The 12,203-nt window shown below is 40.0% G+C and carries 19 protein-coding genes; 5 read left to right on the forward strand and 14 right to left on the reverse strand.

The window, feature by feature from the left end; genetic code table 11:
- Positions 1-9 precede the first annotated feature (9 nt).
- The 4 genes from N1I80_RS13435 to N1I80_RS13450 all read right to left on the reverse strand — a co-directional run bounded on the left by N1I80_RS13435 (position 10) and on the right by N1I80_RS13450 (position 1,683).
- Positions 10-825, reverse strand: coding sequence for a hypothetical protein (locus tag N1I80_RS13435; RefSeq protein ID WP_340738374.1), 816 nt, complete (start codon positions 823-825; stop codon positions 10-12).
- 23 nt (positions 826-848) lie between these two features.
- On the reverse strand, positions 849-1,136 hold the full coding sequence (locus tag N1I80_RS13440) for a hypothetical protein (RefSeq protein WP_340738375.1): 288 nt from the start codon (positions 1,134-1,136) through the stop codon (positions 849-851).
- Entirely contained in the window at positions 1,121-1,423 is a 303-nt protein-coding gene (locus N1I80_RS13445; RefSeq protein WP_340738376.1) for a hypothetical protein, read from the reverse strand. Before N1I80_RS13445 ends, N1I80_RS13440 begins: the two co-directional genes overlap by 16 nt.
- Positions 1,424-1,512: 89 nt before the next feature.
- Complete coding sequence (locus tag N1I80_RS13450; RefSeq protein ID WP_340738377.1) at positions 1,513-1,683, reverse strand: hypothetical protein; 171 nt, start codon at positions 1,681-1,683, stop codon at positions 1,513-1,515.
- Positions 1,684-1,765: 82 nt separating this feature from the next.
- Here N1I80_RS13450 and N1I80_RS13455 point away from each other — a divergent pair, with 82 nt between their 5' ends.
- Positions 1,766-2,128: a hypothetical protein gene (locus N1I80_RS13455; RefSeq protein WP_340738378.1), complete on the forward strand. Its 363-nt coding sequence runs from the start codon at positions 1,766-1,768 to the stop codon at positions 2,126-2,128.
- On the opposite strand, the gene N1I80_RS13460 is transcribed toward N1I80_RS13455, so the two are convergent.
- Genes N1I80_RS13460 through N1I80_RS13475 form a run of 5 tightly spaced genes read right to left on the reverse strand, consistent with a single transcriptional unit; the run spans position 2,103 to position 3,534 of the window.
- On the reverse strand, positions 2,103-2,525 hold the full coding sequence (locus N1I80_RS13460; RefSeq protein WP_340738379.1) for a hypothetical protein: 423 nt from the start codon (positions 2,523-2,525) through the stop codon (positions 2,103-2,105). The two genes, N1I80_RS13455 and N1I80_RS13460, sit on opposite strands and share 26 nt — an antisense overlap.
- A gap of 4 nt (positions 2,526-2,529) precedes the next feature.
- Positions 2,530-2,691: a DUF6906 family protein gene (locus N1I80_RS23380; RefSeq protein WP_445683655.1), complete on the reverse strand. Its 162-nt coding sequence runs from the start codon at positions 2,689-2,691 to the stop codon at positions 2,530-2,532.
- On the reverse strand, positions 2,688-3,089 hold the full coding sequence (locus N1I80_RS13465) for a hypothetical protein (RefSeq protein ID WP_340738380.1): 402 nt from the start codon (positions 3,087-3,089) through the stop codon (positions 2,688-2,690). Before N1I80_RS13465 ends, N1I80_RS23380 begins: the two co-directional genes overlap by 4 nt.
- Before the next feature lie 29 nt (positions 3,090-3,118).
- Entirely contained in the window at positions 3,119-3,337 is a 219-nt protein-coding gene (locus N1I80_RS13470; protein WP_340738381.1) for a helix-turn-helix domain-containing protein, read from the reverse strand.
- A 14-nt stretch (positions 3,338-3,351) separates the two neighbouring features.
- Positions 3,352-3,534: a helix-turn-helix domain-containing protein gene (locus N1I80_RS13475; protein WP_340738382.1), complete on the reverse strand. Its 183-nt coding sequence runs from the start codon at positions 3,532-3,534 to the stop codon at positions 3,352-3,354.
- 350 nt (positions 3,535-3,884) lie between these two features.
- Between N1I80_RS13475 and N1I80_RS13480 the strand changes: the two genes are divergently transcribed.
- A complete protein-coding gene (locus N1I80_RS13480; RefSeq protein ID WP_340738383.1) occupies positions 3,885-4,304 on the forward strand; it encodes a helix-turn-helix domain-containing protein in 420 nt (139 codons plus the stop codon).
- Between the two features lie 167 nt (positions 4,305-4,471).
- Here N1I80_RS13480 and N1I80_RS13485 read toward each other — a convergent pair whose 3' ends face one another.
- Positions 4,472-5,263, reverse strand: coding sequence for a BRO-N domain-containing protein (locus N1I80_RS13485; protein ID WP_340738384.1), 792 nt, complete (start codon positions 5,261-5,263; stop codon positions 4,472-4,474).
- On the reverse strand, positions 5,260-5,448 hold the full coding sequence (locus N1I80_RS13490) for a hypothetical protein (protein ID WP_340738385.1): 189 nt from the start codon (positions 5,446-5,448) through the stop codon (positions 5,260-5,262). The genes N1I80_RS13485 and N1I80_RS13490 overlap by 4 nt, the downstream gene beginning before the upstream one ends.
- Positions 5,449-5,585: 137 nt before the next feature.
- Here N1I80_RS13490 and N1I80_RS13495 point away from each other — a divergent pair, with 137 nt between their 5' ends.
- Complete coding sequence (locus N1I80_RS13495) at positions 5,586-6,632, forward strand: hypothetical protein (RefSeq protein WP_340738386.1); 1,047 nt, start codon at positions 5,586-5,588, stop codon at positions 6,630-6,632.
- 93 nt (positions 6,633-6,725) lie between these two features.
- On the forward strand, positions 6,726-7,865 hold the full coding sequence (locus N1I80_RS13500) for a tyrosine-type recombinase/integrase (protein WP_340738387.1): 1,140 nt from the start codon (positions 6,726-6,728) through the stop codon (positions 7,863-7,865).
- A gap of 93 nt (positions 7,866-7,958) precedes the next feature.
- On the opposite strand, the gene lepA is transcribed toward N1I80_RS13500, so the two are convergent.
- From lepA to gpr, 3 genes are read right to left on the reverse strand one after another with little or no spacing between them, the layout of a single operon-like run.
- Positions 7,959-9,782 carry a translation elongation factor 4 gene (gene lepA / locus N1I80_RS13505; protein ID WP_340738388.1) on the reverse strand — a complete coding sequence of 608 codons (1,824 nt, stop codon included), beginning with the start codon at positions 9,780-9,782 and terminating at the stop codon, positions 7,959-7,961.
- A gap of 56 nt (positions 9,783-9,838) precedes the next feature.
- A complete protein-coding gene (gene spoIIP, locus N1I80_RS13510; RefSeq protein ID WP_340738389.1) occupies positions 9,839-10,627 on the reverse strand; it encodes a stage II sporulation protein P in 789 nt (262 codons plus the stop codon).
- 49 nt (positions 10,628-10,676) lie between these two features.
- Positions 10,677-11,714 (reverse strand): GPR endopeptidase, encoded by a 1,038-nt coding sequence (gpr, locus tag N1I80_RS13515; RefSeq protein ID WP_340738390.1) that lies wholly within the window; start codon positions 11,712-11,714, stop codon positions 10,677-10,679.
- 235 nt (positions 11,715-11,949) lie between these two features.
- On the opposite strand from gpr, the gene rpsT reads away from it, so the two are divergent.
- Positions 11,950-12,201, forward strand: coding sequence for a 30S ribosomal protein S20 (gene rpsT / locus N1I80_RS13520; RefSeq protein WP_340738391.1), 252 nt, complete (start codon positions 11,950-11,952; stop codon positions 12,199-12,201).
- The last annotated feature ends 2 nt before the right edge of the window (positions 12,202-12,203 follow it).

The following is a 12,203-nucleotide window of genomic DNA, read 5'->3' on the forward strand; positions in this document are numbered from 1 at the left end:
TTCAGACAATCACCAGTCAAAGCCGTCTGGGTGATTTATTTTAGGTGCTTCGAAATCCATTGCGCTTTGCCGACCGCTTTTAGAATCAATTGTGTAGTCGTCATCCCAACGGGCTTGATTAAACCACGTAGACCCATGGGCAGGTTTATACCAGTCAGTCGCATTGCAATATTTCACATACGCATTTAATCCGTTTTCGATGACTTGATATTCAACGCCTTTTTTTAACGCACCCTTGAAGCTGGTAAATGCTTTGGGTTTCCCTTTTTTATTCGGGTACATTTTCCACAGCGTTTCAAATTGTCGAGCAAGCTCGTCTTGCTCAATATCTTTTAATACCTTCTTATCATTCTTATCCTTCTTTACATTCTTATTATTGTTCTCGTTCTGTTCTCGTTCTGTTTTCGCTCCGTTCTCGGGATGTTCTCGCTCTGTTCTCTCGCCGTTCTTGGTTACACTTTTATAGTTATCTAAACCTTGGTACTGTGCATAATTAACAACTGTGAATAGTGTTCCTAGTTCAGTCTCTTCAACTATCAAACTATTTTCTTCAACTAGCTGATCGATTTTCTTCTTTATCACTGAAATTGAGTATTTTTTGAGCGAACGACTATCAAGGTACTCTAAATCAGAAGACAAATTTCGATAAGAACGGAGAAATTGACCTCGTTGTAAAGTGATGTTTCCTACTCTGACTCCGTTCTCAGAGAAGACTGCATTGCCAACTATAAAGAAGAATAAACGGAACTTTATTACGTCCTGCCAAATCGGATTTTCGAATATCTGCCGACTCGTTTGGAACGCTCCACCTAATCCCTTACTCATTCACCTCACCTGCTTTAGCTTTATCAAATACTATTCACTGATGCAGCTCTATCCATCATTCTCGCTTCCAGAACCGCGTCCAAGACCTCATCTGGCGTCTCTGTGGCATCTAGAGCATGTTTAATGAAGATAAGTGCCCTTGTATCTAAGGAAGAAAGATAGGCATGCGTGAACGCTTTTAATGAATCATAATCAGAGTAATTAACACCGCGCGCTTTGGCGTGTAGGGTTATCGCTAACAAATCGTCGTGAACAGGATTCAATAAGCCTCTGTTCTCCTCTGTATCCGCAAGAGCTACTTGATTAGGCATACTTGTCTCTCCTTTCTACAAAGCCGTCCATGAGCTTTCAGCAGTTTTACTTTGGCCCTTCTCTTCCTCAGTTCAGCACGCATGAGGCTACCAAAATAATTGTCTGGTAAGTAAGCCATTTCCCTGAGTTCCTGTGTACTCATTTTGTAAAATAAGAATCCAAAAACTTCCTTAATCTTCGAACCGTACTCCATCAAAAAATAATCGCCGTGTTTCTCTTGGTACGCCCAAAACAGATCACTGGTCTCTTTGATATGTCGGATTGAGCCGATATTTGTGTTTTCCATATTGCAGATTCTCCTTTTCTTGTGGTATGTTAGTAGTAATATATTTTGAAATGCGTTCACTTAGGTCCTCCACAGACCTGAGTGATTTTTTATTTATTCTCAAAAAATCCTTGCGTCAAGATGATTTGATACAGATCATCGTTAATTCGAATTTCAACGGACGCCCTACCTTCATCGATAACAGGCATTCCAATCGATACCTCACCTTCAAACCCATCGTTTATTTTTGTTAGAAAGAATACGACATCTTCTATATTCATTTTTTCACCTCCATTCTTAGTAAATAAAGCAGGCTTTCCTACCTACCCTGTCGAATAGTGTCAGAGACGGGAGGTGTTAATAATGTTAATGTTCAACTGTTATACATGTGGTCAAAAGTTTAAAATCGCTAACGAAAACCTGTTTAACAAGATTACGATACAGTGTCCAAATTGCGATAACCCTGTGCCACAAAAAGCAGTAGAAGCACTCAGAAGATACAGCGAGGCTTACATGGACTTTATCGACGTTTTGTATCATACAAACGCTGAAAATAAATCTTGGGGTATATCTGTTGTTGAAACAGAAAGCCCAATCCCCCAGAATCCTAATGATTATTTTCATCAAAAACCATACGAGGGAGATTCTTTTTGGAGACACAGAAAGAAACCGTTTGTCCGAGTAGATGCCCAAGTAGATATTAATGACCCGGATTTACCTTTCTGACCGTCTGCCTCAGTGCACTTTTCCGAAGTTCATCTTCGATAGGCGAAAGTAAGGATATTGCTTGCTGGTAACTGATACTATTTTTATGAAAAATGCTTAATACTTCTTTTGCAGCAGCAACTTCATTTGCAGATGGGGTTGCTGCGACTTGATTCCCCATCCCTTTCACTGTCCCGTTATCAATCTCATCACAAGTATGAAGAATCAAATTAGCAAACGAACGGGCATCATCAGCGGATACAATAACAACTGAATCAATTTCCTGTTTTCCTATCGATAACCGCCCCATTTCAAACAGAACAGCATCCTGTGCAGCTTGTCCTTCTGAAGGATCCTTATAATTCGACTCAACACTCAAATAATGCTTAACGCCATTTACAACTTCTTTGATAAGCATGTTCTCAATTCCACCTTTCACTTCTGATTTGTTTAGCTTGTCCTACATAGCGATGTATGACTACCCATGTCCATTCCTCAACCTTCACCAGCAACCAATCATCAGCATTCGCTAGAACCGTCAGAGCGTGCTGATATTCGCTTCTAGTAAACTTCCGACCTCTCATTCTTGTTTGGGTGCTACCAACAATTGACCATTTTCGTCAAAGTAGTCATCCAGCATTTCAAGTATCGTTTCAGTGGCCCAACTTATTTGGGTACTGAGGAACCCTTCATGAGAAATCGGCGTTTCTTTTATGTCCCCATTCGGTAGCATCTCCCGCAGAACAAAGGGACCTTTTCTCATACCGGCCGCACTAAGTATTTCTACGGTTTCTCGTAACGCCGTGACATCGACTAACCTTGCAACGATTTCAGATTCTAGTAGTTGCTTTTCAATCACGTCTGCCGTGACCTTCCCAGCTGATGCCTGTCCATCTTTAAATCCAATTTGATAGATCTGTTCTGCTAATGCAGCGATTTCTGCACGCTTTGAATCGCTCAAACCCTTGATGTTATTCTTCAATTACTTTTCCTCCCTTTTCTCATTCTGGTTTACCTAATCGATGCCACCTCCAGCTGTCTGATATTATTTGGATCAGTTAGGTCATGACCTGCATACCTCCGCATGAAATCATCCAGTTCCATCGTTGAAACTTTCATACGGCCAAGTTTCAATCCTACTAATCTTCCAGACTTGATTAAGTCGTAGACTGTATTTTTATTGCATTTTAGGCGCTTTGCAACTTCTGATACATCGAGTAGTTCGTGCATGGTTACACCTCCAATCAGATATTTAAAATCTTACAAATGTGCTTAATGTGCTCTTGCGCTTTCGGTCCATCTTTACGTCCGCGGATAATATCAGATAGATAAACACTTGATATTCCGATTAAACCAGCCAACTCTTTTTGGCTCATCTTGCGTTTGAATAATTCCGACCTAACTTTTATTGCTAAATCTTCAGACATGACTAAACCTCCTTTAAGCTAATAGTTTGAATATCTTATACCGTCATTGGCTCGGTATCACAGCGCGATCTCGAATATACACAAGCTAAATTATTCTCTAATTGTGTTGACGAAAGTTAAAGAACATTATAGAATATAGACATAGCTAAATAAGACTTTGAAAAAGCCTGTAATTGCACATTTTGCCCGTTCCCCAACGAAAAAATGTATTTGTATAGGTCGTATTTTCTATTGTCTTTTAGCAAATAATTCAGCTTATGAACAAAGTATATTAAAGAAGTTTGTAGATGTCAACAAACTTTTATAAAGTTCTTTAATATAATTGTTTGTAGCAGTATAGGATGGTTGATATGACAACGTTTGAAAGGGTTAAAGAACTTTGTAGTGAATACGGAATAACAATTGTTCAACTAGAAGAAAAGGTCGGTTTCGGAAGAAATTCAATGTATTCATGGAAGAAAAACAAGCCTTCTTCAGAGAAGTTAGAAAAAGTGGCTGACTACTTCAATGTAAGCACAGACTACCTCCTAGGCCGTACAGATAAAAAGCGTCACAATAACCTAACTGAAAAAGATGAAAAAGACATAGCGAAACGACTCGAAGATTTTAAAAGGGACCTTACAAGTTCTGATGGATTGAATTTCTCTGGTGAACCTATGAGTGATGACGCAAAAGAATCTTTAATAGAAGCAATGGATCACATTTTTCGCCAAACACAACGTATTAATAAGAAGTACATTCCTAAAAAACACAGGCAAGATGAAGACTGATACGATGCCTTGTTGACTTGGATTAAAGAAACTGTAGAGAACTTAACTAGGCAACATGAAACCAATGATCCTTATTAATGCTTGAATATCAATACCCACGGCGAAGATCCTCTGAATGGATTCAAGATATTTTACAAGCGCTTTTGCACCTCTTTCTATTCGCATTGTTACATCTCCACATGCAACAACGCCTTTAATTGATTGAACTTCGATGGGTAATAGTGGGGTTGCGTTTCTTTTGGATTTCGTGTGTTAATAAGGTTCTTTCCGAACATCAAACCTTTATCCGTCAGGGATTTAAATTCTTTCAAACCACCTTTAGAAGACGGACGCTCTTTGATTTCTAGAAATCCAAGTTCAATTAATTTCGTATTCGCTTTCGCCGCACCTATCCCTACTTCATGTTCTTTCAGTAATTTAGATAATGGCAGTGTAACTTCCTCATCCACATATACTGGAAGGTGGTTTGTTGGTACACCGTGTTGCTCGTGAACAGTTTCTAGCATTCTTACATTCGATGTTGTGTCTAAGCGTAGGATCTCAGATGCGTATCGTGCACCAATCAATTGCATCTCGAACTCTTCTTTTGCGGAAATAGTTTGTGGTCGGACAAGGACTACTTCACCCTTGCGTAACTTTGAAAGTAGTTCGTATACAAAATCGTAGAAATCATCTGCTTTAGGTTGTTCGCTACGACGAGCAATTTCATAAATTCCATGTTCGTTGTAAATTGTTGTTTCACGAAGGCCTGCCTGAGTGGTCAACTTGACCACCGTAGAAAACTTATTTAATCTTTCTGAATTACGCTCGTGAACTTTAGATACGGATCTTCTTGGATCTGCATATTCAAGCGCCTGCCCAATTTGTTCCCTTGTCATGAAAACCTCATCTTTTTCGTTAATCCAAAAATCACAGAGAATAGAATTAAAGTGTTGTTGTGTTGCTAGCGTTAGATTCATTTAGGCATCTCCATTTCCGACCTTATTCTTTCAATAGCATTCAATACCTGCGTTCTGCGATCCACCTCCATTTCATGTTTCATCCAGTTATGGAGTGTGTTTTCGTGAATCCCTAAACGTTCTGCTATTATCCAGAATGGAATGCCCCCTTTCGCATCCCTGATATCTTGATTTCTTTTAAACATTTTCTAAATCACCCCTTTCTATGTACCACACACAATATTGTTTTGTTGTTGTACTTGTGGTATATTCAACATAGCACATAGGCGAAATAATGTCTACAACGCAAAAGTATTATTTTGAGAGGTACAGGTGATTTTCCGTGGATATTAATGGAAATTTTAATTCGAAAATATTAGTTTATGATGATTATTCGATTGTTAACCCCAGCGAATTGAATAAGAGGTTGCAGGGATTATCTGAGTATAATTCACACTATATTTCCCCGATGAAGTCTACCGAATGGATATCAATTTTATTAGAAGGTGAAATAAGTTCAGGACAATGGAAATACGAAGATGTTATTTATTTTTCAACGAAGGAAGATTTTGATATCTGGAAAAAGAAAGTAGCTGATTTCGATTACAAGAATGAAGATGAGTATAAACAAGAAATACTAAAATTCGGGGGAATAAGCGTTGATTCAGAGACATTAAATAATAAACCTGTGAAAACTATCAGCGATGTGGTTGAGCTTGAAGGGCTATACACTGAATTAGCGAAAGTCAGACCGTTTGATGAAAAAAGATTGGTGAATTTTAGTAAAAGCTTTGGAATTCCAATTGGTTCACTTATCGGGCTCGGAGACGATGGGACTCAGGACGGGATAATTTGTATACAATTCTCATTTCTGCTTCCACTCTATACAGAACTAACCATTTATAGATTTATATTTAATTGCTGGATCGCTTTGAAGTCTGAGGATGAAAATCTAATAAAGGGAATAGAAGATAGATATTACAAAGCATTTGATGGTCAAACAATCACTTTTATGGGTGAAAAAAGAACAATCAAAAAGTCTGGCACTAAAAAAACTCTAATTGAAATAATTATATCTTTCCTTAATGCCTATGACTACATACCTAATACAGTACCTATAAGGTATGAAGCAATTAATAATAGCGTAAAAATTTCGTTAAATTACCAAGACTTACTATCCGTTGCCTATCATCAATTAATTCAAGCAATCGTTAAGAATGCTTCATTTAAAGTTTGTGATAATTGTGGGCATCTTTTCGAAATTATTCATGAAGGTAGAAGATTTTGCCCACCATTGCCCGGTAGAAAAAGAAGTACTTGTGAAAATACATTCAATCAACGATTAAAAAGAAAAAGAAGAAGTGAACAGAATCCAGAGGAAAGTGAATGAAGTAACTTAAATCACTTGATACTCCAAGGAGGTGATGCACATAGCAGAACGTGCTTTAATTTTTTAATACTATCAGAAAAGGAAGTGTTAATTATGCGAGGAGAAGTACGAAAACGCGGAAAGAATTGGTACTACCGTTTCGACATGGGGATTGTGGACGGCAAAAGGCAGCGTGTAGAGCGTGTTGTTGGTCCAGATAAGAAAGAAGCTGAAAGAGCTTTGAGGGCTGCGATGGCTGAATATGAAAATACAGGACTGCACTTTGAGCCATCTACAATTACATTGGCCGACTTCATGGACTATTGGTACAAAGAATATGCAGAGGTGAATTTGAAGCACAACACGCTGTTAGCTTATGAGCGTGCTATTCGTTTGCAAATTAAGCCGGCACTCGGAAAGTACAGATTGCGATCCTTAACGCCAGCAATTCTACAACAGTTCGTAAATGATTTGTACAGGGAAGGATATGCAAAACAATCTTTGGAGATATTTGCAAGCGTCGTGAATAACGCCCTAAGACAGGCTGTGCATCCTTGGGGCTATTTAAAAGACAATCCGATGCAATATGTCATCATGCCTAAATACGACATCAGAAAGACCACTGAGAAGGATTTAAAGATACTTCCGATGGAGAGCTTGAAGAAAATTAATGAATATTGTGTTGAGGGTAATCCTCTAACAATTCCTTTTCAACTAGGGCTGCATACAGGTATGCGGGTGAGCGAAGTATGCGGGTTGATGTGGAAACGTATAGATTTAGAACGAGGGACGTTACAAGTAGACCAGGCGATGATTAACAAAGAAGGAGAATGGGTTCTCGGTACAACGAAAACAGTTTCTTCCGAACGACAAATCATGCTAGGAGCTTCAATCATCAATATATTAAAAAAACACCGCATTTGGCTTAAAAAGAATAAGCTCAAATACGGCGTCCATTACACTGATTCGGATCATGTTTGCGTGAAAGAATGTGGGAGCATTATCACGCCAGCTGTTGTTAAATACAATACCAGCAAGATGAAAGAAAAGCTAGGGATTGACTTTAACTTCCACAGCTTGCGTCATACGCATGCCACTATGCTTATGGAGAACGGCGCAAAGGTGAAGGACATACAAGCACGACTAGGACATAGTCGTTCTGCAATCACCATCGACACCTATTCACATCTGACACAAAAGATGCAAGATGAAACCATTGATATATTCGAACAAGCCATGCGTGAATTAGAATAGTTTGCCCCCAAACTTTCTCTTATGGGGGCAACACGGGTGCAAAACACTATTTTTCATGATTCACCAAAATCGCAAACCGCATACCTACAACACTCAATCCTCATCCATCCGCAATACAGCCATAAAGGCTTCTTGAGGTACTTCAACAGACCCAACTTGTTTCATACGTTTTTTACCTTCTTTTTGCTTATCAAGAAGTTTACGTTTACGCGAGATATCTCCACCGTAACATTTGGCAAGGACGTTTTTCCCCATTGACTTAATTGTTGAACGCGCAACAATTTTTTGGCCAATTGCCGCCTGAACAGGCACTTCGAATTGTTGTCTCGGGATTAGTTTTCTTAGTTTTTCAACGATTACTTTTCCGCGCTCGTATGAGAAATCTCTATGGACGATGAAACTAAATGCATCGACGTGCTCGCCGTTTAACAGGATGTCCATTTTGACGAGTTTCGATTGCTTGTAGCCAATCAGTTCATAGTCAAGTGAAGCATAGCCTTTTGTGCCTGACTTCAATTGGTCAAAGAAGTCATAGACGATTTCTGCAAGTGGCAGTTCATAAATAATATTGACACGTGTTGAATCCAAGTAATCCATTGTGATAAAGTTTCCACGTTTTTGCTGGCACAGTTCCATTACAGAGCCTACATAATCGTTTGGCACCATAATCGATGCTTTCACATATGGTTCTTCTACATAATCGACTTTTTGTGCATCTGGCATCATCGCAGGGTTGTCCACTTTCAACTCAGATCCATCAGTTAGTACAACATTGTAAACAACACTTGGTGCAGTTGTAATCAAATCTATATTGAATTCACGTTCAATTCGTTCTTGAATAATTTCCATATGCAGTAAGCCTAGGAAACCACAACGATAACCGAAACCAAGTGCTTGTGACGTTTCCGCCTCATACTCAAGTGCCGAGTCATTCAATTCCAATTTTTCAAGAGCATCGCGTAAATCATTGTACTTTGATGTATCAATTGGATACAGACCGCAGAATACCATTGGATTCATGCGACGGTAACCAGCCAATGGTTCGCTCGCTGGATTTTCCACGCTAGTAATCGTGTCACCCACTCGTGTATCGCCAACATTTTTAATAGATGCCGATAAATAACCTACATCGCCAACTGTTAGCTCATCACGTGGCGAGATTTTAGGTGTGAAAACACCTGTTTCAAGCACTTCGAATTTTTTTCCCGTTGCCATCATATGAATCATGTCACCCGGCTTAACCGAACCTTGCATGATACGAATATTAACAATAACCCCTTTGTATGGGTCATAATGCGAGTCGAAAATGAGCGCTTGCAGTGGAGCATTTGGATCTCCTTGAGGCGCAGGCACCTTTTCAACAATTTGCTCTAAAATGTCTTCAATACCAATACCCGCCTTGGCAGAAGCTAGAACTGCTTCTGAAGCATCCAATCCAATGACATCTTCAATTTCCTGCTTCACACGTTCTGGATCAGCTGCAGGTAAATCGATTTTATTGATAACAGGTAAAATTTCAAGATCGTTATCAAGCGCCAAATAGACATTCGCTAGCGTTTGCGCTTCAATTCCTTGTGCTGAGTCTACGACAAGGATTGCGCCTTCACAAGCCGCTAAACTGCGCGATACTTCGTATGTAAAGTCGACGTGTCCCGGCGTATCAATCAGGTGGAATGTATACTCCTCCCCGTCTTTCGCCGTATACGTCAACTGCACAGCATTCAATTTGATGGTAATTCCACGTTCACGTTCTAAATCCATTGAGTCCAATGTTTGGGTTTTCATTTCTCGAGATGTTAATGTTTGCGTTTTTTCCAAAATGCGATCGGCCAACGTTGATTTCCCGTGGTCAATATGGGCAATAATGGAGAAATTCCGTATGTTTTTCTGACGTGCCAATTTCTGCTCATAATTCATCGTATAGTTCACTCCTATTTTAGCTATATGAATTATAGCAGTGAACGGCCTAGACTTCAATATTCGGCGCGTGTAGAATTTTCTATGACCGTTGCCGCCGCCTTTGCGATAACAGCAACAGTCCGATTCAGTTCGTCTTCCGTATTTTCAATCCCTCCAAGTTCAATAACAAGAAGCGAGGGGTCAAGGTCCTGATTATACTTGCCGTCAACCCCGGGTCCATGCTTCATGATGAGATCACGTGTAATACCTGGTACGAGTAGCTCCATCTCTTTTTTCAGCGACAGCGCTTTGGCACGATTTTGCTCAAAATTCGCATGCTCCATTCCGATGACAAAACCAACTTTCGCATAATTTTCTTCATTATAGGAAATCGTTGTTCGATTTTTAGGAGGGTCATCCCTATGAAGATCAATGATGAGATCATATTTTTTTTTCTTCAATTGTTCTTTTACATACGGACGAATTAACCGATAAGCTCCAGTATGCGGCACGTCAACAAATAGCGCATCTGTTTCAATACCGTTAAATGCAAGTTGCGTTTTTAGTTTCTCACCAAATTTAGTAATATTTTCCGTTTGATGAGAAACAGCGATAACACCATTTTTTTCTTTTGTCACTGGCTTATAAGCTTCGTTTGAATGGGTGAAATATAGAAGCGCTGTTCCTGGGTTCGCAACTACTATTTCCTCTTCAAGAATATTTGCAGCATAGACCATGTACGTTGTCTCTTTCATGAGCTTTGGCGCTTTCGCCGTTTGTTCACTCGGGAACATATTGATAGCAACAGGAAATAGGAAGAGAACAAGTATAAGTGTGCCCCAAATTAGCGATGTCTTTTTCAATTGGCATCCCTCCGTCTCCAACTATATGCGTCGGAAAACGGCATCATGCCTATTTTTTCAAGTCAGACACCCAAGAAGCCAACGAGTCAGAAAGCGTATCTGCATAAATAGAAACCCACGCATCAATCTCTTTTGGTGAAATGAACGTCCGAAGCTCGTGGTTTGTCAATACTTCTTCAAATAATTGAACGCGGTCTTCATGCGGCCACGAAGCCCAATCACCGAAAATTGGAAGTAGATTAGAACGGTCAGCATCTTTACTTTCATTATGCAACCAGGGCGTTACAGAAAGACGTGATGATGGGCTATCCTTTTCGTTTATTTTGGACGCGATATAGCCAAACATTGTATCGATGGCATCTGCAATCAAAACAGGACCATCGACAACTGTTGGAATCCCAATTGCAATAACGGGCAGTCCAAGCGTATCTTCTGAAACTTCTTTTCGGCTGTTGCCAACTCCTGAACCAGGGTGAATGCCCGTGTTCGTCAACTGGATTGTCCGACATAGTCTTGAACTATTGCGAGCAGCCAGCGCATCAATGACAATGAGTACATCTGGTTTTATTTCCGCGGCAACTGCTTTAACAAAATCCGCTGTTTCAAGCCCAGTCTGGATGGTCACGCCCGGCGCATAGACATATACCTCGCTACCGTCTTCGGAATAATAATCAGGTACGATGTTGCGCAAACGGTCCATTGTCATTGGCCCTACTGCATCAGGTGTAATATCCCGATTGCCAAGGCCAATGAAAAGAATTTTACCTTTTTGAATACCGGACAAGTCCGCAAGCATCTCTTCCAACTTGTCGATTAACACACGTGACAAGTCATTCATGCCAGCGTAATCATCCGGTGTGAGCGCTGGAACCGTTAACGTGATGTAGGTCCCTTTTTTCTTACCAATTCTTTTTTCGCCTTCCGCATCGACGGTTACAGACGTGACGATAACACGTCCTAATCTTGATTCGCCAAACGTGACACCATCTGCCTCTTCCAACCTATTTTTTTCCGTCGCTGTCCGGTGGCGGACCATTTCTTCACTTTCGTCTAATAAATCTGTCCTAAAAAAATCATACTTAGCCATCCAATCACCTCATGTCTCAGTTTGTGCGATATTGCGAGGAAATATTCTTCCATCAATAGGAGGCAGCCTTTTTCAAACTACATTTTTTCTCACGCAGCAAACTTCGATTGCGGTCTTTTCGGCTTTTCTAGTTGCAATCTAACTCGTGGTTTGTTAAAATAATGCTTGTTGTGAAAGTGATATCCTAAACTACGTGGAAACACTCTTGCCTTACCTGAAATTGGAGGTGAATGAATTGCCAAACATCAAAGGAGCTATTAAGCGCGTGAAACAAAGCGCTGCTGCAAACGAACAAAACTCAAACACAAAGCACGCTATGCGTACCGCTGTCCGCAAAGCTGAAGCTGCTCTTGAAGCGAAAGCTGAAGATGCTGCTGGTCTTCTAAAAGATGCTATCAAAAAAATGGACACTGCTGCACGTAAAGGCCTTATCCATAAAAACACTGCATCACGTCAAAAAGCACGTCTTACTAAAAAAGCACTTTAATA

The sequence above is a fragment of the Sporosarcina sp. FSL K6-3457 genome (assembly GCF_038007285.1).
GTDB lineage: Bacteria > Bacillota > Bacilli > Bacillales_A > Planococcaceae > Sporosarcina.

Bases quoted from the DNA above. Each gene is read 5' to 3' on its own strand.
- gpr (WP_340738390.1), bottom strand. From the start codon at position 11,714: ATGGCTAAGTATGATTTTTTTAGGACAGATTTATTAGACGAAAGTGAA.
- N1I80_RS13480 (WP_340738383.1), top strand. From the start codon at position 3,885: ATGACAACGTTTGAAAGGGTTAAAGAACTTTGTAGTGAATACGGAATA.
- N1I80_RS13485 (WP_340738384.1), bottom strand. From the start codon at position 5,263: ATGAATCTAACGCTAGCAACACAACAACACTTTAATTCTATTCTCTGT.
- N1I80_RS13500 (WP_340738387.1), top strand. From the start codon at position 6,726: ATGCGAGGAGAAGTACGAAAACGCGGAAAGAATTGGTACTACCGTTTC.
- N1I80_RS13455 (WP_340738378.1), top strand. From the start codon at position 1,766: ATGTTAATGTTCAACTGTTATACATGTGGTCAAAAGTTTAAAATCGCT.
- N1I80_RS13445 (WP_340738376.1), bottom strand. From the start codon at position 1,423: ATGGAAAACACAAATATCGGCTCAATCCGACATATCAAAGAGACCAGT.
- lepA (WP_340738388.1), bottom strand. From the start codon at position 9,782: ATGAATTATGAGCAGAAATTGGCACGTCAGAAAAACATACGGAATTTC.
- N1I80_RS13450 (WP_340738377.1), bottom strand. From the start codon at position 1,683: ATGAATATAGAAGATGTCGTATTCTTTCTAACAAAAATAAACGATGGG.
- N1I80_RS23380 (WP_445683655.1), bottom strand. From the start codon at position 2,691: ATGAGAGGTCGGAAGTTTACTAGAAGCGAATATCAGCACGCTCTGACG.
- N1I80_RS13490 (WP_340738385.1), bottom strand. From the start codon at position 5,448: ATGTTTAAAAGAAATCAAGATATCAGGGATGCGAAAGGGGGCATTCCA.
- N1I80_RS13475 (WP_340738382.1), bottom strand. From the start codon at position 3,534: ATGTCTGAAGATTTAGCAATAAAAGTTAGGTCGGAATTATTCAAACGC.
- N1I80_RS13460 (WP_340738379.1), bottom strand. From the start codon at position 2,525: ATGCTTATCAAAGAAGTTGTAAATGGCGTTAAGCATTATTTGAGTGTT.
- N1I80_RS13435 (WP_340738374.1), bottom strand. From the start codon at position 825: ATGAGTAAGGGATTAGGTGGAGCGTTCCAAACGAGTCGGCAGATATTC.
- N1I80_RS13440 (WP_340738375.1), bottom strand. From the start codon at position 1,136: ATGCCTAATCAAGTAGCTCTTGCGGATACAGAGGAGAACAGAGGCTTA.
- N1I80_RS13470 (WP_340738381.1), bottom strand. From the start codon at position 3,337: ATGCACGAACTACTCGATGTATCAGAAGTTGCAAAGCGCCTAAAATGC.